The sequence below is a fragment of the Streptomyces sp. NPDC005925 genome (genome assembly GCF_040638805.1).
Taxonomy (GTDB): domain Bacteria; phylum Actinomycetota; class Actinomycetes; order Streptomycetales; family Streptomycetaceae; genus Streptomyces.
Genome location: NZ_JBEXVL010000006.1, coordinates 156129 through 176579, shown reverse-complemented (window position 1 = coordinate 176579; position 20451 = coordinate 156129). Strand labels below are relative to the sequence as shown.

Annotated in this window: 13 protein-coding genes; 3 read left to right on the top strand and 10 right to left on the bottom strand. The window is 73.7% G+C overall.

Annotation, left to right across the window (positions count from 1 at the left end):
* The first annotated feature begins 671 nt into the window (after nt 1-671).
* On the top strand, nt 672-3074 hold the full coding sequence (locus ABZ354_RS10900) for an SdrD B-like domain-containing protein (protein WP_358655213.1): 2403 nt from the start codon (nt 672-674) through the stop codon (nt 3072-3074).
* Between the two features lie 310 nt (nt 3075-3384).
* Nucleotides 3385-4065, top strand: a complete 681-nt coding sequence (locus ABZ354_RS10895) for a hypothetical protein (protein ID WP_358655401.1) — start codon at nt 3385-3387, stop codon at nt 4063-4065.
* A 7-nt stretch (nt 4066-4072) separates the two neighbouring features.
* On the opposite strand, the gene ABZ354_RS10890 is transcribed toward ABZ354_RS10895, so the two are convergent.
* Complete coding sequence (locus tag ABZ354_RS10890) at nt 4073-5410, bottom strand: right-handed parallel beta-helix repeat-containing protein (RefSeq protein WP_358655211.1); 1338 nt, start codon at nt 5408-5410, stop codon at nt 4073-4075.
* 89 nt (nt 5411-5499) lie between these two features.
* On the opposite strand from ABZ354_RS10890, the gene ABZ354_RS10885 reads away from it, so the two are divergent.
* Nucleotides 5500-6657: a Dyp-type peroxidase gene (locus ABZ354_RS10885; protein ID WP_358655209.1), complete on the top strand. Its 1158-nt coding sequence runs from the start codon at nt 5500-5502 to the stop codon at nt 6655-6657.
* A 323-nt stretch (nt 6658-6980) separates the two neighbouring features.
* Here the strand turns inward: ABZ354_RS10885 and ABZ354_RS10880 are convergent, their stop codons facing one another.
* The 9 genes from ABZ354_RS10880 to ABZ354_RS10840 all read right to left on the bottom strand — a co-directional run bounded on the left by ABZ354_RS10880 (nt 6981) and on the right by ABZ354_RS10840 (nt 20415).
* Nucleotides 6981-8393 (bottom strand): aminotransferase class V-fold PLP-dependent enzyme, encoded by a 1413-nt coding sequence (locus ABZ354_RS10880; RefSeq protein WP_358655207.1) that lies wholly within the window; start codon nt 8391-8393, stop codon nt 6981-6983.
* Nucleotides 8394-8446: 53 nt separating this feature from the next.
* Nucleotides 8447-8596, bottom strand: coding sequence for a hypothetical protein (locus ABZ354_RS10875; RefSeq protein ID WP_358655205.1), 150 nt, complete (start codon nt 8594-8596; stop codon nt 8447-8449).
* Nucleotides 8597-9075: 479 nt separating this feature from the next.
* Nucleotides 9076-9675 carry a hypothetical protein gene (locus ABZ354_RS10870; RefSeq protein WP_358655204.1) on the bottom strand — a complete coding sequence of 200 codons (600 nt, stop codon included), beginning with the start codon at nt 9673-9675 and terminating at the stop codon, nt 9076-9078.
* Between the two features lie 254 nt (nt 9676-9929).
* Nucleotides 9930-10382, bottom strand: a complete 453-nt coding sequence (locus tag ABZ354_RS10865; RefSeq protein ID WP_358655399.1) for a hypothetical protein — start codon at nt 10380-10382, stop codon at nt 9930-9932.
* A gap of 597 nt (nt 10383-10979) precedes the next feature.
* Nucleotides 10980-12236 (bottom strand): 3-oxo-tetronate kinase, encoded by a 1257-nt coding sequence (gene otnK, locus ABZ354_RS10860; protein WP_358655202.1) that lies wholly within the window; start codon nt 12234-12236, stop codon nt 10980-10982.
* Nucleotides 12233-13924, bottom strand: a complete 1692-nt coding sequence (locus tag ABZ354_RS10855; protein WP_358655200.1) for a glycoside hydrolase family 13 protein — start codon at nt 13922-13924, stop codon at nt 12233-12235. Before ABZ354_RS10855 ends, otnK begins: the two co-directional genes overlap by 4 nt.
* A gap of 10 nt (nt 13925-13934) precedes the next feature.
* Entirely contained in the window at nt 13935-14576 is a 642-nt protein-coding gene (locus tag ABZ354_RS10850) for an aspartate/glutamate racemase family protein (RefSeq protein WP_358655198.1), read from the bottom strand.
* Entirely contained in the window at nt 14573-17425 is a 2853-nt protein-coding gene (locus ABZ354_RS10845; RefSeq protein ID WP_358655196.1) for an FGGY family carbohydrate kinase, read from the bottom strand. The genes ABZ354_RS10850 and ABZ354_RS10845 overlap by 4 nt, the downstream gene beginning before the upstream one ends.
* Complete coding sequence (locus tag ABZ354_RS10840; protein ID WP_358655194.1) at nt 17422-20415, bottom strand: FAD-dependent oxidoreductase; 2994 nt, start codon at nt 20413-20415, stop codon at nt 17422-17424. Before ABZ354_RS10840 ends, ABZ354_RS10845 begins: the two co-directional genes overlap by 4 nt.
* Nucleotides 20416-20451 lie beyond the last annotated feature (36 nt).

Below are 20451 nucleotides of genomic sequence, written 5' to 3'. Positions count from 1 at the left end.
TGCGGGAGTGCGGCGAAGGCACGCCGGCGTCGGAGTTCCGCCGCGACTGGGACCCGCCTCGACTACGCGACTCTCCTGTGTGACGAGCACGTTGTGAACACGCCATTCGGACGGCACGAATTCGACGGGGCCAGATTCGGCCAATCCTCCACTGTCGCATTTCTTCCGGTCGCCATTCTCTGAACGCCCGGGGCTGTAACGGGTCCCGATGGATGCACAGAGTTCTTCTGGTGACGGCGAGACTTCACGGGATAGGATATTGCGCGCTGCTCGCGATGGCGGTCGGCGGGGGCGGGGGCGGGGGCGGCGGTACTGTGATTGAGCTGCAAGAACACGCGTCCGAGGGCGATCCCGCTCGAGACGGTGAACGTGCGTTTGATTTTCCCATCCCGCAGCGCTTACCACTCACCCCCGATAATACGATCACCGCAAAGTGGCCCACGCAACAGCAGTGGGCCCTTTTCTCTTACGTGACGCTCGCGACCGGCGTCCCGTCCGGGGCCGTGAAGTCGACGTGCAGCGAGACGCGAGTGCTTCGTTTTCACGACTAGAGAAGTGTGGAGTGTGATGCCATGAACCGACTCGGCGAAAAATCGCGCCGGTCAGCCCGGAGGCTGGTGGAGCCGCCGGCGCGCATAGCGTTATCTGTTCTTCTGCTGACAGGCGGCGCCGTGGGGGCGGCGGCCGGACCGGCCGCCGCTTCGACCGCCGACGGCACGCTGACGGTCGAGGTGCTGCGCGACTTCTTCGGCACCGGCGCGATCAACACCACGATGGACGTGCCGCAGCGGGGCATGAAGGTGGAGATCTCCGACCCCGCCGGTCACGTGGTCACGGGCGTCACGGATGCCACCGGCAAGGTCGTGGTGTCGCCGTCGACCGTGCTGAGCGGCGGCCAGTACCGCGTTGACGTCGGCATCCCGGCGCCGTACAGCGGTTATCTGCAGGCGGCGCCCGCGTCGACGGCGGGGAACCACTTCGACAGCTTCACGTCGTTCGTGGATGTGTCGGGCGGAAAGAACGCGTCGGTGGTGACGGGGGTGTGGGATCCGGCCGACTACGCGTTGCCGGACTCACGGTACTTCGTACCGATCCACAACGGCGCCAACGGTACCGACAACCGGGCGCTGGTGGCGTTCGGGACGAAGGCCCGGGGCACGTGTCCCGCCGATGTGGCGTGCCCGACCACGCTGGCCACGCAGGACCAGGTGGGCACGACCTTCGGTTTGGCGTACGACACGTACCGGACCCGGCTGTTCGAGAGCGCGTTCGCCCGCCGGTACGCCCCGTACGGGCCGCAGGGCGGGGGCGCGATCTACACGGTGCCGGTCAACGGCTCGGGCGCGCCGGAGCTGTTCGCGCGCGTGCCGGACGCCTCGGTGACGCGGCACGACACCGCCGACATGATCAAGGATGCCGGGTTCACCGACGCGCCGGGCAAGGAGAGCATCGGTGGCCTGGCTCTGTCGGAGGACGGCTCCACGCTGTACGCGGTGAACCTGCGCACCCGCAGCCTGGTGGTCTTCGACGCGACGGGGGCCACCGCCGCGGCGCCCAGGTCGACGGTCCCGATTCCGGACCCGGGGTGCGCGAGCCCCGACGACTGGCGGCCGTTCGGTCTCCAGGTCCACAACAACACGCTGTACGTCGGCGGCGTGTGCAGCGCGGAGAGCACGCAGCGGCGCGCGGACCTGAAAGCCTTCGTCTCCACCTACGACGGCAAGCGGTTCACCGAGGTGCTGAGCCACCCCCTCACGGACGACCGCGGCAGCGTCTTCGGCTCCGGCGACAGAGCCACCCACTGGAACCCGTGGAACACCGGCCTGGACACCTGGGACGACCGGAAGACGGGCACCACCTTCATCGACCCGCAGCCGGAGTTGGCCTCCCTCGCCTTCGCCCGCGACGGTTCGATGATCCTGGGTTTCCGCGACCGGTTCATGGACGTGCTCAGTTGGGGAGGGCTGGACCCCCGCCCGGGGGACGACACGGCGGAAAACGGCATGTCCGGTGGTGACATCACCATGGTCTGCGCCACTCCCACCGGTGAATACCAGTGGGAAGGCACCGGGAACTGCCCCAATCACGCCGGACCCGCCAACAACGGCGGCCAGGCCGCCGACGTCGTCGAATACTTCCCGGGCGACTTCTACGCCAACGCGCACCAGGAGACCGCGCTGGGGTCGGTGGCCTATGTCCCGCAGCAGCAGTGGGTCGTCAGCACGGAGTTCGACCCGGTCGTCAACGTCGCGACCTCGGGGACCGGATACCACGACATCACGACCGGTCAGGGCCCGGGCAACAACCCGACCGCCAACGGGTTCCAGTTCGTCAGCCGGGAACAGGGCGGGTTCGGCAAGGCCGGCGGGCTCGGTGACATCGCGTACGCGGCGGCGAACGCGCCGGTCCAGATCGGCAACGTCGTGTGGTTCGACGGGGACCACAACGGGATCCAGGACCCGGGGCACGTGCTGCTGCCGGGGGCGACGATCGGCCTGCTGGACGCGGACGGCAAACAGGTCGCCACGACCAGGACCAATGCCGACGGCGAGTACTACTTCGGCGGTGTCGGCGCCGCGTACGAGCTCACGCCGGGCGCGAAGTACACGGTGCGGTTCGACGTGTGCACCGCGGACACCGGACGGGTGCCCGAGCAGCCCCGGGCGAGCGAGTTGAGGTTCACGCTCCCGCGGGCCGGTGCCGGCCGGGCGCACGACTCCAATGTGACCCCGCCGACCACCGGACCGTTGTGCAAGGGCTACGCGGCCGTCACGGCGCCGGACGAGCCGGGCGGGGTCGATCACACGATCGACGCCGGGGTGTACATCCCGAAGGAGACGCCGACCCCGACGCCGACTCCCACTCCGACACCGACGCCCACTCCGGCTCCGACGCCGCCCGCGGCCTCCACGCCGCCCGCCAACCACCCGACCCCGGCCGGTGGAGGCGGGGGTTCGCTGGCGAACACCGGTACCCCCGGGCTGGCGGAGATGATCGGCATCGTCGGTCTGCTGGTGGGTGCGGGCCTGGTCATCGCGTTCGTGACCCGGAATCGTCGCGCCGGGCAACACTGAGCGCACCGGACGAGGGTGCTCCGCGCCGTCCGCGTTCCGGACGGCGCGGACGGGCGGATCACGTCTCGTCCGGTCCACGAGGCCGGTCTTGGCGTGGTCTGCCACCGGACTGCCGAGTGCCGCCGCGATCCCGCGGCGGCCGGACGGTGTGGCGATCGAAAGGACGAATCGGACAGTGTCAGCGTCGAACCGCGTGCGGAGCGTAAGAATCCGGCAAGCCCCACCGGGTCGTCCGGCTGACCGGCGTCGATGGCCGCGCTCGCGCCGGGCCGCGGCCGTCATCGGCGTCGCGGTCGTCGCGGTGACCGCGGTGGCCGCGTTCCTGGTCGCCGACGGCGGCTTCGGCGCCGACGGTCCGCGCCCGCTGACGACGGACGAGGCGAGCCGGCTGGCGATCACGCGATTCCGTAACTATCAGGTGCGGGGCCGCGCGGTGACGATCACCGTGCCGGGCACGGCCGGCGGCCTGACCGTCACCGGGTCCGTCGACTATCGGCGCAAGGCCGGTTACGGCGTGGTGCACGGCACCGGGCGCGACCGGTCCAGCGACGGGCTGATCCAGTGGACGCCCACCGCGGTGCACGTCCGCCCGATGGCGGACGCCCCGGCGCACGCACCCGCGTCGCCACCTCGCTCGGGCTGGTACGACCGTCCCCTGCTGTCGTCCGGCAGTGCGCTCGACACCGCGCTGTCCATCACGCTGGGTCTCGGCGGCGACCGGCCGGACAACGCCGAACTGCTGCCGCAGAACGGCGCCGCCTGGTGGGGGCGGGAGCAGGTGGACGGGCGCCGGGTGGACGTCATGAGCGGACCGTCTTCCCCCGACCGCTCAGGTACGGCGGGCAACGTGCGCTACTGGATCGGCTCCGACGGCACCATGTACCGGGTCCGCGTCAGCGTGGGTTCGCAGCCGGAGCCGGTAGTCATCGAATTCGACACCCACACGTACGTTGCGGTCGAGCCGGTACCGGGAACCACCCCGGCCCGGTAGCCGCTGGTCAGGACGCCTGCACCCGCGCGTTCGCGGCGAGCAGGGACGCCGGCGGCAGCCGGATGCCCTCCGTCTCCGGCAGGGCCGGGACGGGTGGGACGGTGGTGGCTCCCGCGGTGGCGGCGTCGGGGAACTGCGGCTGCGGAGCAGGCGCCGCGACCTCGCTGAACGGGATGCCACCGGGTGCCGTCGGCGCCGCCCACGTGCCGGCCGGCGAGGACGACCCGGCCGGAAGCGGGCAGGCCGCAGTCGTCGCGAGCGCGGCGGGCACGGTGGTGCGCAGAGCGTTGCCCCGCAGGCAGTTGCCCCGTCCCCGCGTGGCGGTGGGGAACGTCCAGCCGACGTCGACGCCGTTACCGGTGAACGTGTTGTCCACGATCTGGTTGCCGACGGGACGTATGTCGGCGGTCGCGGTGATCACCAGCCCGGCGTTGCGGTTGCCGGCGACGCGGTTGCGGACGAACCGGTTGTCGCTGCCGCCGTCGATGCCGGCGCCGATGCCCCACCCGCCGTCGGCCTGCTCCGGGGTGGCCTTCTGCTGGTTCGCGGCGATCAGATTGCCCGCGATGACGGAGCCCTTCTGCGGGAGCAGTTTCTCCTGGTGGTCGGAGTTGGTGGTGAGTCCGACCCGGTTGCCGACCAGGCGGTTGCCGACCACGTACATGTCCTCGCTGGCGTTGGTGCCTTCGTAACCGACCGCGTTGAGTTCGGCGACGTTGTCCCGCACCACGATGTTGCAGGGCTTGCACTGGCCGACGTAGATCCCCGAGTCGGCGCCGCCCGACGCGTACGAGTGCTCGATGACACCGTTCTGGGCGGAGAACGCGTAGATGCCGTACAGGCCGTTGCGGGTCGCGGTCACGTGGGAGACCAGGAACGACTTCAGGAAGGTGACGGGCTCGTCGCCGGTGTCGTAGCCGCCGCTTCCCCCCGGCAGGCCGGCGGCCGCCTTCGCCGAACCGGTGACCAGGACCCCGTTCTGCGTGTTGTTCTCCACTGTCAGGTTCTCCACGGCTACCCCGGGCGCCGTGACGACGACGCCGTTCGGCTGACGTAACCGCCCGTCGATGACGACCTTGTCCCGGGACACTCCGCGAAGAGTGACGCGCGCCGTGTCGATCTCCACCGACTCGTGGTATCGGCCCGGTGCGACCAGCACCAGGTCACCTGGTTGCGCCAAGGACACCGCATCCGAGATCGTCGGGGCGTCCGCAGGTACCGCGATCGTCACCTGCGCGCCGGCCGGACGTCGGCCTTCGTCCGATTCGCCGTCACCACCGCAGCCTGCCACCAGTGTCAACGTGCCCAGTGTCGCCGCCCACACGCGTAAAACTGATCGAGGCATGATCCCAGTCTGGCATGACGCTCAACCCCACGCCAGAATGGGCAGGTTGACCGGCATGCGCGATGCGGATGTGTGGCACGCTGCACCCCATGTGCCGAGCCGATCACCATCCGTCACGCCGCACGTTCCTCGATATCGCCGGCGGCGTGATGGCCGCCGGTCTGACCGCCGGGTGCACATCGGACTCCGCCCAGCCGGACCGGCACGCCCCCGCCCCGGGGCCCACGCCCATGCCGGTTCCGGCGACGGGCCGGCACCAGGCAGGCATCACGCTCCCCCAGCCGGCCCAGACCAACCTGCTCGCCCTGGTGGCCGACCTCGGTGCCACCGTGGCTCCCGGCCCGTTGCTGGCCGAACTCGGTCAGGCCATCCGCACACTCACAGCCGGGACCGACACGCGGCTGCTGGGCCTGCCGCCGGGGGACCTCACCGTGACCGTCGGCGTGGGCCCCCGGCTGGTGCGCGCGGCCGGTGCCTCGCTGCCCGGCGCGGCCGAGCTCCCGCGATTCTCCCGCGAGCGGATCGCCCCGCGAGCACGCGGCGGTGACCTGCTGATCCAGATCTGCGCCGGTGACGCGCTGCTCCTGCCGGTCGTCGCCGCCGCACTTCTCGACCAGGCCGGTGACCGCGTCCGCGAACGCTGGCGCCAGTCCGCACACCGCGGTACGCACGTGTCCGTCGGCAACGGCCTCACCGCGCCACGCAACCCGCTCGGGTTCATCGACGGCATCGTGGGCCCGCACACGACCGCCGAACAACGACGCGACCTGTGGCTGGCGGGGCCCCCTGCCGTCGCCGGCGGCACCCTTGCCGTACTGCGGCGTATGGAGCTCGACCTGCCGCGGTTCGCCGCCCTGTCCTTGGCCGAACAGGAAGCGGTCCTCGGGCGGCGCCGGGCCAGCGGCGTCCCTCTCTCCGGCGGAACCGCCGCCTCGGGCCCGGAACTCGGAGCCAAGACACCGGACGGGCGCTATCTCGTCCCCGCGGACGCCCACGTGCGCAGGGCGCACGCCACCGTGGTGGGGGTCGGGCTCATGCTCCGCCGCTCCTACAGCATCGACGGGGCCGCCCCCGGCCTGCTGTTCATCAGCTTCCAGAACGACCTGCGGACCTTCACCGCCACCCTCACCCACATGGACACCTCCGACGCGCTGCTGCCCTTCACCACCACAACCGCCGGCGCGTCCTTCCTGATCCTCCCCGGCTTCGACCGGCGGCACCCGCTCGGTTCCCGGCTGTTCGGCTGATCACGATCAACTCGAGGGCAGGGAAACCGCGATGTTCGACCCTGCCCGACGATGTGCCCGCGTCGACGCGGGACGGGTCGCAGGGGGCTTCTTCCTCAAGCAACTCCCGCTGGTGCTCGCCGATGATCGTGGCCGTGGCCGACGTCGCCGGGCTGCCGGCGCTGGACTCCCTCTCGGTACACCGGGTCCGGCGCCGCACCGGGAACGGAGCGGGTGAGCGTCCAGCTCGCGGCCACGACGTCGCGGAACGCGGAGTCCGCGCGAGCGCGCGCATGCCGAGGGGCCGCGGAGGACCTCCGCGGCCCCGGGGCGTATGCGTGGGCTCAGCCCATGGTGCGCGACAGTCGCCACAGGGCGTCGATCAGGCGCTCCACATCCTCCTCCTGGTGGAACAGATGCGTGGAGATGCGGACCGCCTGGTGCGGGCGGGCCGATCCGAGTACCGGGAAGTCGCTGGTGCGGATCACGATTCCGTGCTCGTCCTTGAGCCGTGCGACGAGTGCCTCGGTCTTCTTCGCGTCGTAGACGTCCCCCGGGTCACGGAAGGGCGCGAAGGAGGTGAGCGCGCACACGAGCCGCGGATCGTCCTTCGGTGAGTACAGGGAGCCGGCCCCCCAGCGCTCGGCGATCAGGTCCTTGGCGTACGCGGAGAGCCGCAGGACGTGGTCCTGGATCCTGGCGCGTCCGATGCGGTCCCAGACCTCGCAGACGTTGCGCACGCCGGTCATGATCGCCAGGCTGCTGTTGCCGACGCTCTGGAGCGTTGCGGCGATGTCGTAGCTCGCCGTCGGTCCAGACGATCGCGGCGGCAGTCCTCCCTCCGGGTATCCGCTGGAGACCACGGGCCAGAAGTCGGGCAGGGGGTTGGGGTTGTGGCGGGGCAGCACCTTGTTGCGGAGGTAGAGGACGCCGGTGCCGCCCGGTCCGCACTGCCACTTCGCCGCCGAGCCGGCGAGGAAGTCCACACCGAGCTCGTGGAAGTCGTACGCCATCATGCCCGGTATGTGCGCGCCGTCGACGATGCTGATCAGGCCGTGGTCCTGGGCGAGCCTCGCCAGCATCGCGATGGGCAGCATCGTGCCCGTCTTGTAGGTGGGAGCGGAGAACATCAACGCCTTGGTCCGCGGAGTGATGGCACGGCGGAACAGCTCGACGTAGTCCTCGGCCCGTTGCTCGTTGCCGACCGGCAGGGCCACCCGCTTGACGACGATCCCGTACCGGTCCCGCGCCTGTGCGAGGGGCGCGTTCCCGGCGGAGTGCTCGTGGTTGGTGGTGACGATTTCGTCGCCTTCTTTCAGGGCGAGCCCGGCGAAGATCTTCGACATCCCGTCGCTGGTGTTGTGCGTGATGACGATCTCGTCGGGATCACACCCGTATCCACGCGCCGCGACGGCCCGCACGTCGGCGAAGTCGCTGTAGGAGGCCGTCGCCTTGACGGCCACTTCCCGGTGCACCCGGTCGACGGTGTCGAGTACCTCGCGCGGGGGCGACCCGACGGTGCCGACGTTCATGAACAGCACCTTCTTGTCCAGAACGAACAGCCGCTCGACGGCCTTCCAGTATCCCGGCGACGAAGCGGGCGGGAGGGCGGCGGAGGTCGCGCTGGCGGCGGCCGCGGCCGGCGCGGCGCCGGCCGCTCCGATGCCGACGGAGGCGGCACCCGCGCCCAGCAGTCCGACGAATCCTCGTCGCGAGACTCCGCTGCCCTTCCGGGCGTTGGCGTTGGTCAGGGGCATGTCATTCTCCTTCGGTGGGGCCCGGCGGACGGCTGTCGCCGGGACCTGGAGTTTCACGTCACGGACAGTCGCGGCACGTGGACCGTGGCACGGGCGGGCGGCGCGCAGGAGCAGAAGGACCCGGTGTACGCGGTGCCGAAGCGGGCGAGTTCATCCAGGGCGGTCGGACAGACCGTGGAGTTCACCACCCGCTTCTGCGTCATTCGGCCGGCCTCCTGGCGGCAGCGGGCACGCCACGCGGAGGACGAGAGCGCATCGCGGTCCTCTCCTCGACGGGTGGGGTGGTGCATGACCGGCCGGCGTCACGGCTCGGGTCGGCCCGCGTCACCGCCGCCGGCCATCGGCGTCCCGACCCCGACCTACCCAACTCCCCTACTGCGAACGCATGTTCACGTACCGACTGTTGCGGCGCAAGGTCATGAAGGAGCCACCCTCGGCGCGGCCGGTCGGTGTACGTCGGGCAGCAAGACGGCCGTCAGTCCTGGCCGCACCGGACGCTGACGCGGCGACGGGCACGAGCCCACCGCGCGCCCCACTGACGACAGCATGTCCTGCGCCTGCTGCGGTCCGCCCCAGAACCCGTTGGGTGACGTCCGGCCGGATGGACCGGGTAGTCGCCGGAACCAGGGCCACGTCGGGCCCCGGTCGTTGTGTCCGCCTTGACGGCACGGTCACTCCCGGCCTAGACGGTTGCGCCCGCTTCCCTCCGTGCCAGGGCCCGGTCGATCGCCCATGCGCCCAGACCGACCAGGACGGACGCCCCGAGTCCGTACAGCGGCAGCCATCGGGTCGTGGTGGATGCCAGGCAGTCGGCGACGGCGTCGTGGCGCCGGATCGCCCGCGCCTGAGCCAGGGCGGCACTGTCGCGGCCGGTGAGGTTCCCCAGCGCGGCCTCCGTGCGGAGGCTCTCGTACCGGCCCACCGCCCGGCAGTCGTCGCGGGTGCCCGGCATCGGGAAGAGCCACGCCGAGCGCTGCAGTACCGGTGCCAGCACGATCGCGACGCACAGGCCCGCCACCATCGAGTACGCGATCAGGACCCGCACGTACGCGGAGCGGAGACCGGGCTTCCACGGTGGCATGCGGGAGACGAAGGAGATCACCGCGAGGAGCGTCAGTCCGATGTACGAGGCGAACCACTCCCAGGCACCCTCCGCGAGTGCGAACGTCAGCACGGCGGCGAGCCCGATGCCGATGACCCCCGCCTGGGCGGCGGGGACGCTGTGGCCGCCCGTACCGACCGGCACGGGTCTTGCGGCTTCTTGAGTCTCGGGGTCGTCCACGGTGTCCCTCCTTGTCGCCCGGGGCCCGCCGTTCCCGCGCCTCCCGCCTGCGGCCGGCGACGGCCCGGTGACGGCCCGACGCCAGGCCGTGCCTTGCGGGGACCGCCCGGGACCTTCCGGGGACCGCCCCGGGCGAAGGATCCTCCTCCCTGGACTGTCTCGACGGTGCTTCCGGTCGGCTCCGGAGCGGACGGAACTCCTCGAGTCGGTGAGTTGCCCGACGGCCTCGGGACGGAGCGCGCGACGGCGGCGCGCTAGGTGTACTGACCCGTGAGGTTGGGGACGCGGCTGGCGGGTGGTTGGCCCTTCATCGTGACCGAATGCCGCAGAGTGGCCCGGATCCGCGCGCCCTCGCCGTGTTTCGCAGGCCACTCCTGTTCCGCCGCCGCGCCCTGGCCGACGATCGGGTCGAGCCCGGTGTCCAGGGCTCCCGCCGGTTTCGGTCTCACCCTGGGACGCAGGAACGTGGGACCGTTGCACCAGGACTGTTGCATGAACTCGAAGTGGTCCTGGATGCTGCTCTGCGCACACAGGAACAGCAGGCCGACCTTCCCGCCCCGGGCGAAGCTGATGCCCCTGCGGGCGATGCGGACGTCCCGTTCCCTCGGGTTGCCGGTTTCGTTGCGCGGGTTGGTCTTGCGGATGTGCGACTGGAACGGGCACCTGTCGCCGTTCGGGTCCGCCGCGAAGTCGAAGTCGTTCGGGATGTCCGTGCCGGAACCGCTCTGCGCGTCCCGGCCGCGGCCGGGTCCGTGAACCGGACGAACAGGTGCTGGCTGTGGTCCCGCCCGTGGCTCTTGAGGATGTTGCCCTGGATGCCCCGCAAGTACCGGTCGAGGTCGGCCGGGAGGTCACCGAAAGGGTCCTTCGGACCGATCGGCGAGGTGTTGGCGAGGTCGAGCGGCATGGCGTACTACTCCGTTCGGGAGGGGGCAGCGCGATGCGCCGCCACAGTGGCCCTGATCTCCCCTCCCATGGCGGCCGCGACGGCTACCGGCGCCGGCGTGCTATTACGCCGGGCGCCCGGGGCAATCCCCCGGGTGGCCGTGACCGCTTGACGTGCCGGGGCCTCCGGGGGCAGGGCCGCTCCCCGGAGACCGCCGGGCGGGTCCGTGGCGTGGCCGTCACGTCGACGTGGCCAACCCACCCGCGTTGCGGACGGCGGGTCCAGGGCCGGGCGACGATACGAACGTGGGCGGGCCGCACGGCTGTCGGATCCACCGTGAACGGCCCTCAGGGCGCGGGCCGGGCGTGGCCGCGGGGTTCCCCGCGTGTGTGCGGGGGCGCTGCCTTCCGCCGGGGGTTCAGGGGGTTTCCAGGGCTCGGGTGAACAGGTCGGGGCGGCCGAAGTTGCCGGATTTCAGCATGAGGGCGAGGCTGCCGGTCCGGGTGGTGGCGCTGGTCCAGGGCACCCCGGGGTCGGCTTCCTCGTGGACCAGGACCGTTCGGACGCCGAGGGCCGTGGTCACCGTCCCGGAGGTTTCCCCGCCGGCGACCAGGAGGCGGCGTACGCCACGGTCGGTGAGGTGAACGGCGAGTGCGCCGAGGAGGCTCTCGGCCACTGCCGCTGACTCGGCCGTGCCCAGAAAGTGCTGGGCGGTGGTGAGTTCCTCGGGCGGCACGGAGGTGTGGATGAGGACGGGTTCCGCCGGGTCCTGGGCGTCGTACCAGGCCAGCGCCTCGCCGATGATGTCGCGGCCGGCCGCCGCCGCCAGGATGTCGAGGCGGAGGGTGGGGCGGCCCGCGGCACGGAAGTGGGCGATCTGTTCGAGGGTGCGGGTCGAGCAGCTGCCGGCCAGCACCGCCGCGCGGCCCGCCGGAGGCCGACGGCCGGCGGCCACGCCGCGGGCGGGGCGGGTTCGGCCGAGGCCCTCGGCCAGGCCCGCCGCGCCGGCGACCACCGGCAGACGGCGCGTGGCCCGGCCGAGGACGGCGAGGTCGTCGTCGGTGAGCGCGTCGGCGATCACGTGCCGTACGCCCTCTAGTCTGCGGGCCTCGACGGCGTCGTGGACGGCGTCGGCGCCCCGGCGCACGGTGGCCCAGTCCAGCACCGCGACGCGGTGGCGGGTCTGGGCGGACAGCAGTCTCACCAGGGCGGAGTCCGTCATGGGGTTGAGCGGGTGGTGGCGCAGGGGCGACTCGGACAGCAGTCGGTCGTGGACGAAGAGGTGCCCCTGGTAGACGGTGCGGCCGTTGGGCGGCGAGGCCGGGCAGTGCACGGTGACCTCGGCACCGGCCGCGTCCATCAGCGCGTCGGTGACCGGGCCGATGTTGCCCGCGGGGGTGGAGTCGAACGTGGAGCAGTACTTGACGTAGGTCTGCCCGGCTCCCTTCGACCGCAGCCAGTGGTGGGTGGCGAGGGAGTCGGCCACGGCGAGATACGCGGGCGCGGAGCGCGACTTGAGGGCGACCACGGCCGCGTCGCAGTCGGCCGGCAGGGGCGTGGTGTCGTCCGGGACTCCGAAGACCAGGGCGGTACGCAGCCCCGCCCGCCGGAAGGCCGCGGCGACGTCCGTGCCGCCGGTGAAGTCGTCGGCGATGCAGCCGATGTGCAGTGTCATGCGCGCGTCTCCCGCTCGGGCGTGCGCGGGCCGGTGGCGGCCAGCCATGCCGCCGAGTCCGGCGGCAGCGTCCCGGGGTCCGTCCCCGGCGCGGCGGCCAGGAGGGCGGGGGCCGGCAGCGGTACCGGGTCCGGGCCGAGGTTCAGCACGCAGCGCAGGCCGCCGCGTGTGAAGTCGAGGGTGGCGGGGGCCGGACGTGGATTCCACTCGAGGGGGCCGGTGGCGTGGGTGCGGCGCAGGCGCAGTGCCGCGCGGTACAGCTCCAGGGTGCTGTCGGGGTCGCCGGTCTGTTCCTGAACCGAGAGCCGGGCCCAGTCCGGCGGCTGGGGCAGCCATCCGGGTGCGGGGCCGAAACCCAGCGACGGACCGCCGGGCCGCCACGGCAGCGGTACGCGGCAGCCGTCCCGGCCCTTGCGGGCGCCCGCCGAGCGCTTGTGCACGGGGTCCGCCAGCACGTCGGCGGGGAGGTCGGCGACTTCGGGCAGGCCCAGTTCCTCGCCCTGGTAGAGGTAGGCGGAGCCGGGCAGGGCGAGCAGCAGCAGGGCTGCCGCACGTGCCCGGCGCCGGCCCAGTTCCGTCTCGGGTGGGGGCGTGGTGCCGTCGCTGCGGAGCCAGGCGTCGAGGTCGGTGCCGGGTGGGAGGGCCAGGCGGGAGGCGTGGCGGATCGTGTCGTGGTTGGACAGCACCCATGTCGGGGCGGCGCCGGTGGACACCGCCAGGGAGATGGAGCGGTCGATGGTGGCGCGCAGGGCCCGCGGTTCCCACGGGGCGCCCAGGAAGTCGAAGTTGAAGCTCTGGTGGAGCTCGTCCGGGCGGGTGTAGAGGGCGCGGCGGTCGAGTTCGGCCCAGGATTCGGCGACGGCGGCGCGGGGTGGGTCGTAGGCGTTGAGGAGGGTGCGCCAGGAGCGCAGGATCGTGTGGACCTCGTCGCGGTCCCAGAAGGGGTGGGTGCCGTTGGCGCCGACGCCGACCATGCGGTGGTGGACCTGGCCGGGTCCGAGGTCGCGCAGGGGTGGGGTGAGGTCCTTGGCCATGCCGTGGGCGACGTCGATGCGGAAGCCGTCGACGCCCAGGTCCAGCCAGAACCGGAGGATGTCCTCGAACTCGGCGGCGACCTCGGGGTTGTCCCAGTTGAGGTCGGGCTGCTGGGGGGCGAACAGGTGGAGGTACCACTGGCCGTCCTCGGCCCGGGTCCAGGCGGGGCCGCCGAAGACGGACTGCCAGTCGCTCGGCGGGGCGGTGCCGCCGTCCCGGCCGTCGCGGAAGACGTACCGGTCCCGGGCCGCGCTGCCCGGCGGGGCGTGCAGCGCCTCGGTGAACCAGGCGTGCCGGTCCGAGGTGTGGTTCGGCACGACGTCCACGATCACGCGCAGGCCGAGTTCGTGAGCGCGTTCCAGCAGGTCCTCGGCGTCGGCCAGGGTGCCGAAGCGGGGGTCGACGTCGCGGTAGTCGGCGACGTCGTAGCCGCCGTCGGCCATCGGGGAGGGGTAGAACGGTGTGAGCCAGACGGCGTCCGCGCCGAGGGCCGCGACGTGGTCGAGGCGGGCGGTGATGCCGGGGAGGTCGCCGACGCCGTCGCCGTCGGAGTCGGCGAAACTGCGGACGTAGATCTGGTAGACGACGGCTTCGCGCCACCAGGCGGCCGAGGACGCCCCTGGGGTCTGCTGCGGGTCGGGTGCGACGGGCATGAGGGCTTCCTCAGAGGGCTCTGCGCAGCTGGGCGGTGCCCGAGCGCGGTGAGGTCAGGACGGGGACGGACAGTTCGCCGTCCGGGACGGCCGCGGCCATCGACGCCTGGGCTAGGACCAGGACGTCGTGGTCGGCTGCGAGACGCCGCGCCTCGGCGGCGATCAGCGCGTCGTGTTCGGCGGTACGGCCGGCGATGCGGGCCTCGTACGCGCCCGGGCAGGCGGAGGCGGTGAGTTCGACGCGTACGCCCGTCGCGTCGGCCTGGCGGCGGATCAGGGCGGTGGTGGGGTCGAGGGTGGAGGACAGCGTGGCGAGGACGCCGATGCGGGCTCCGGTGCGGACCGCTTCGGCCGCCATCGGCTCGTCGACCCGCAGGACGGGGATGCCGACCAGCGGGCGGGCGGCCTCGGCGGCCGGGCCGACGGAGGAGCAGGTGACGAGGACGGCCTCGGCCCCGGCGGCCTCGGCGTGCTGGACGTACGCCGCGAGGCGCGCGGCGGTGCGGGGCAGCGGGCCGTGCGTGATCGTGTCGGCGAGGAGGCTTTCGTCCACGACGTGGTACGGGCGCACGCCGGGCGCGAGTTCGCGCACCAGGGGGTCGAAGACGGCCGGGAGGGCGGCGACGGTGTGCAGGACGCAGACACGGCTCACGCGGAGGCCCCCTGTGCCGCGGCGCCGGCGGTCCACCAGGGGCGGCCGTGGGTGTCGACGGTTTCGGCGAGCCTCTTGAGGCGGTCCGTGCAGGGGCCGGCGAGCGTGCCCCGGGTGTCCGGGCTGTCGAGGGCGTCGGTCCACAGGGCACGGCCGGCGAGGAAGCCGGAGGCGCCGGCCCGGCAGGCCGCCTCGACTGCGTCGGGGAAGTCGTCGAGGGCGACGCCCTGCGACAGCACGACCCACGGGACGTCCACGACGGCGTCGATCCGTTCGGCCTGGGCGGCGATCCGGGCGACACTGCCCCGGCCGCCGTCCGGCACCTGGCATTTGTAGAGGGAAGGGCGCAGGGGTGCGAGGGCGTGGGCGGCGTCCACGATGGCGTCGTTGAGGCGGAAGGTGCCGGCGGCTTCCTGTTCGGCGGTGGGGCGGGCCACGGGTTCCAGGACGGAGGCCAGTCCGGCGGTGCGGCAGAGGTCGATGAAGTGGGCGGCCAGGGCGACACGCCGTTCCTCGTGCCCGTCGCGGCGCCAGATGATCAGCAGTTTCAGGCCACGGGTTCCCTCGGCTGCGGCGGCCTGCGGGTCCACGGCGGTGTCGAGGGAGGTGTCCTCGACCGGCCCACCGGGCTGCTGGTCGAGCGCGTCGACGGCGAGGATCGGGGCGCAGGCCGGGGGCAGGGCCTGGGTGTCGAGCATCGGGCGGTATCCGTAGTCGCGGTCGATGAGGAGCGCGGAGGCGTGCGGTCCGAGGGTGCGGGCGACGGCGAGCTTGAACTCGGTGAGCCGCTCGTCGGGGATGCCGGCGCCGGGGACCCGGGCGCGCTCGGCCATCATCGTGCGCAGCGAGTCGCGCTGGTCCATGGCGACCATGGCGAACGTGCCGGAAGGGCGGGCCAGTTCGCCCGGGGCGAGCGAACCGCCGGTGAGGGTGGCGGGGAGCGGTACGGGCGGGGTGGTACTCATCGGTCTCCCTGGGGTGGTGGGGCGGGCGGTGCGGGGCGGGTTCGTGCCGGGGCGGGCGGTCCCACCGCCGGGGGCGGCGGCGGGACCGGGGGTCGCGTGCGTACGGGTGGGCGGGTGCGTGCCGGGGGCGACCGGCGTCCCGGAGGCCGCGCCCCCGTTCCCGCCCGGGCCCGCGCCCGGGGCTGCGGGCGTACCGGACGCGGGCTGCCCGTCGGAGGCAGGGCGCAGCCCGGGGGCGGCCGTCGTCCCGCGGACCACGCCCGGCCCGGGGGTCGCGGAGGCGCCGGAAGCGGTGGCCGGACCGGAGATCGCGGACGCGCCGGAGACGGCAGCCGGACCAGAGGCAGCGGACGTGTCCGGCACGGGCGGCGTGCCGACGTCCGAGGGCGCGTCAGGAGCGGTGGGTGGCCGTGTGCCGCGGTGTGTGCCGGTGACACGGGGCAGGAAGCCCGTCTCGTACGCGTGACGGTGTGCCTCGGCCGCCGGGCGCGGTGGTCGTTCCTCGCGGTGCGGTGGGCGGATGGACGCCGGGTCGTGGCCGAGGGCCGCGCAGGCCCAGGCGGCGGCGCCGAGACACGGGGCCTCGGGCTCGTCGCAGACCTCCGTGCGCCAGGGGGTGACGGCGGCCTTGAGGGCGGTCCAGGCGCGCAGCCGGGTGGAGCCGCCGAGCAGGGTGACGGTCGTGGGCGGGTGGCCGGTGAGCCGGGACTGTACGTCGGTCATCCAGCGGGCCTGGTGGGCGGCGCCTTCGAGGAGCGCGCGGGCCAGTTCGGGCGGCCCGTGGTGTACGCCGATGCCGTGGACGGCCAGCCGGGCGCCCGGGTCGGGGCGCGGGGCGCTGCGGCCGTGCAGGTAGGGCTCGACGGTGAGGCCGGTGGGCGTGGCGTCGTCGCCGACGAGCCGGGCGAACGCGGCGTACCTCTCCGTGCGTGGCGCGTCGGCGAGGTGGGGCAGGAAGCGGTCGCAGAACCACTCGACGAGCGCGCCCGAGCTCGACATCCCCGCGACGGTGACGAAGTGCGAGCCGTCGGCGTGCCGCCCCCACGACATGCCCTCGCGCGCGGCGGCGGCCCGGTCGGGTGGTGCCGCCGAGACGGTGACGACGGCTTCGGCGGTGCCCATCGAGTCGGCGACGCACCCCGGTGTGCGGGCGCCCGCGGTCCATGCCCCGACGAGGTGGTCGTGTCCGGCGACGACGACCGGGGTGCCGGGTCGCAGTCCGGTGCGGGCGGCTGCCTGAGCGGTGACACGGCCGACGGGATCGCCGGGTCCGTGCACGTGCGGCATCCGCTCCGGTGTCAGTCCGGCGTCCGCGAGGAGATCCGGGTGCCAGCGGCCGGCGGCGGGGTCCCAGGCCATGGTGCGCTGCGCGAAGGTGGCGTCGGTGCCGGTGCGGCCGGTCAGGGCGTGGGCGACGAGGTCGGCCGCTCCCGCCCAGGTGTGCATCCGGGACAGCCGCCCGGGGTGTTCGGCGCGCAGCCAGTGCCAGCGGGCGAGCGGGACCTTGGCGCTGGGCAGGACGCCGGTCCGCGCGTGCAGTGCGGCGCGGCCGTAGGCGCGGGCGAGCCGGTCGGCGTGCGCCGCGGGCGCCGGGTCGGACCACATCAGCAGCGGGCCGATCGTCCGGCCGTCCCGGTCGAGGGGTACGCCGGACTCCGCCATGCCGGTGACGCCGACGGCCTCGGGGGCCGTGCCGCCCGCGGAGCGGACGCACCGCGCGAGGGCGTCGAGTGCGGTGGTGGCCAGGTCGGTGCTGTTGGTGGGTGCCTGGGCGCGGGCCACCACCGTGCCGTCGGCGGTGCACAGCAGGGCCTTGCAGTGCGTGCTGCCGGCGTCCACTCCGGCGAGCAGCGGCCCGGACGGTACGGGAACTGGTCCGGTCATGTGGTGCGCCTCCCTGGCTGGAATCCCCGCGGGAGGTCTGCCCGGTGCGGGTCGTGCCGCCACGGCAGCGGACGGGCGGGGGGTGTGCCCGCGCGGGCGGCGAGCTCCCGCCACGCCCGCGTGTCGTGGCGGGCGGGGGCGTCGGACGGGTCCAGGTCGTACAGGGCGCACAGTCTGCGGCGGGCCTGCGCGGCGAGTGGCGCCCGGCAGTCGGTCAGGTACGCGAGGAGGACGTCCAGTCCGCGGCTGCTGCCGCACTGGGCCAGGGCGCGGGCGAGGGCGAGTTCCAGCATGGCGCGGCGTTCCTGGAAGTCGTCCGGTTCGATGCCGCCGGTCCGGTGCTGGCCGTGCAGCGCCGGGTGCCGGTGGAGGCGGGTCAGGACGGGTACGGCGGCCCGGTCGCCGAGGCGTTCGGCGCCGGCGGCGACGCTGTCGACCCAGGAGAAGGTCCCGGCGGCGCCGTCGCGCAGCGACTCGGGCGTCACCTCCAGGCGCGCGGCCACCCGCTCCCACACCCCGACGGTGCGCGGATCGCGTGCGAGGGCGAGGGTGTTGAGCAGATACACCTCGTCCGGCATAGCGGACTGGTCGGGCGGCAGCTGTGCCTCGCGGATGTGTGACGCGCGGCGTGGCAGGGCGGGGCCGGAGAGCCTGCGGTGGAGGTGGTCGCGCAGTACGTCGGCACCGGCCGGGTCGCCGCGGAGCACGAGGAGCTGGGCGAGCGTCAGGCGCAGCGGCTCCGCGTCGGTTTCGGCGAGGGCCGCGGCGATACGGGCCGTCGTGCCGGGCTGCGGGTCGAGGGCCAGGTCGACGAAGGGGATGCGGCCGTGGAACACCTCGCGGCGGCCCATGTCGGAGTACGCGTGCAGGGGCAGCCGTGCGGCGAGTTCGCGCAGTGCCTGCGGCCAGGGCAGCGGGGTGGTGGGCGGGGCCGGTTCCGGCAGGTGCCCGGTGTGCCTGAGGTGGCTGCGGAGTTTCGCCACGTCGAGGTGGCGCGGCCGGACGCCGTCCCGTACGCACTGGGCGGCTGCGATACCGGTGGCGGCGCCCAGGTTCTCCAGATCGGCCTGCATGCGCAGGGCGGGCAGGGCGTCATGGGTGGCTGCCAGGGCCTTGCCGGTGACGAGGAGGCCGTCCACGGTGCGGGGCAGCAGGGCACGGTAGGGGACCTCGATCTCGAGGTTGGGCGGGATCAGGCCGAGCTGCGGCCAGAGCGCCTCGCCCTTGCCCTTCAGGTCGTGGTTGGAGAAGTGCACGGCGATCGTGTCCGGCCGGCGGCGGTCCGTGAGCTGGTCGGTGAGCGTCAGCACCGTCTCGCCCACCAGATGGCGGCCCTCGCGGGTCACGGGTGCCTCGCCGTGGTCGTGCAGCCGGGGGCTGCGGCGGCGGGCGGCCAGTACGGCCCGGGTGGCGTCGGCCGGGTCGGTGAGGTCGGCGAGGCCGCCGAAGTTGTTGCGGGTGATGCCCGGGGTCTCGAAGCCGGCGAGGGACGCCCACATGGTCGTACGGGTAGCTGCCGCGCCGTGCTCGGTGGGTGCGCCGCTCCAGGCGGCGAGGTCGGCCTCGCCGGTGGCGTCGACGACGACCTCGGCCGTGGCGGCGTACGGGCCGTGTTCACCGGCGAGGGCCGCCCCGGTGACGCGGTGGCCGTCCCTCAGGACGGCGAAGGCGCGGGTGCCGTAGTGGAGTTCGACGCCCGCGGCCCGGAGTTCGTCGTGCAGGGCGAGGGCCTTGGCCTCGATGTTCCAGGTGGCGACGCCGCCGCGCAGGCCGAGTTCCCGGTGGGTGCGCCTGCTCGCGCGCTGCACGGAGCCGGCGTGGCCCGCGCGGCGGCCGAACCAGTAGCTGTGCACACCGCCGTAGGTGCCGGTGCCGCCGGGGCCGGGGCCCGCCTCGGCCATCAGGACGCGGGCGCCCTCGCGCGCGGCGGCCAGCGCGGCGGAGGCGCCGCTGGTGCCGCCGCCGACGACGAGGACGTCGACCGGGGGATGCGCGCGCAGCGGCTGCGCCGTGACCTGTGCGACGCCCGGCGTGCGGTGTGGCACCGACGGCGGGCCTCCCGGTCCCACACTGAGCGTGCGGGCCGCTTCCTCGCCGCGCGTGACGGCCGCGGCCGGGCACTGTCCGCGCAGGGGGATCCGGCCCACGGCGCCGATGCGGGCGCCGCGCAGCGCCGGGTGCCCGCGCAGGAGGCGGCCCGCGGTGCGTACGGCCGTGCGGCGGTCGCCGTCCGTCTCGATCAGCGCGTACAGGTGTCCTTCGCCCCGGTAGCCGTCGACGTACCGCACCCCGGGGACCGGGTGACGACGGGAGGCCTGCGCCGCGTCCGCGCCCGCGCCGTCGATCTCCACGCTGAACACCCGCGACGGCCCGGACGGCCCGGACGACCGGGCGGGCTCCGTCGGCCCGGGGCGGTGGCTCCCCGGGAGCCCGGGCCGGTCGTGCGGGTGGTGCGGACCGCCGTGGCGCCCGTCGTCCGGCGGGGACCCGTCCGTGGTCAGGACGGTGCCGCAGGCCACCAGGCTGCGGCCGGACACGTCCGCCACGACCAGACCCGCCCCGCGGCCCTCGTCGCGGTGCTCCGCCACCGGTCGCGTCCCGTACAGCAGCTCCACCCCTGCCGCGAGCAGCGCGTCCTCCAGGTGGAGCTTGAGCGCCGCCGGGCGCAGCGGCACATGGGCGCCCGGCGCGGTGTCCTCGGGCACGAGCGGTGCCAGCAGGTCCGGCAGCGCCGCCTGCCGTGACCGGCGGTCCGGTGCGGTGAGCCACGGCCGGTTCGCCGCCGTGAGGTCCGTGCCGGGGGCGTACCCCGGTTCCAGCAGCGCCACCCGGTGCCCGGCCTCCGCCAGACGGATCGCGGCCACCACGCCGGTCAGGGTGGCGCCGACCACCGCGACGTCCACGTCCGCCCGTACGGGCACCTCCGCCCCGGGCAGCGTCACCGTGCCGCCCGGCGCGCTCCGCCCCGCGCTCCCCGAGCCGCTCCTCACGGCGCTCCTCCCGGCGCTCCCCGCCGCGGGTCGCGC

Bases quoted from the DNA above. Each gene is read 5' to 3' on its own strand.
- otnK (WP_358655202.1), bottom strand. From the start codon at position 12,236: ATGACACTGCACATCGGCTGCATCGCCGACGACTTCACCGGCGGCACG.
- ABZ354_RS10880 (WP_358655207.1), bottom strand. From the start codon at position 8,393: ATGCCCCTGACCAACGCCAACGCCCGGAAGGGCAGCGGAGTCTCGCGA.
- ABZ354_RS10845 (WP_358655196.1), bottom strand. From the start codon at position 17,425: ATGACCGGACCAGTTCCCGTACCGTCCGGGCCGCTGCTCGCCGGAGTG.
- ABZ354_RS10890 (WP_358655211.1), bottom strand. From the start codon at position 5,410: ATGCCTCGATCAGTTTTACGCGTGTGGGCGGCGACACTGGGCACGTTG.
- ABZ354_RS10885 (WP_358655209.1), top strand. From the start codon at position 5,500: ATGTGCCGAGCCGATCACCATCCGTCACGCCGCACGTTCCTCGATATC.
- ABZ354_RS10855 (WP_358655200.1), bottom strand. From the start codon at position 13,924: ATGCCCGTCGCACCCGACCCGCAGCAGACCCCAGGGGCGTCCTCGGCC.
- ABZ354_RS10875 (WP_358655205.1), bottom strand. From the start codon at position 8,596: ATGACGCAGAAGCGGGTGGTGAACTCCACGGTCTGTCCGACCGCCCTG.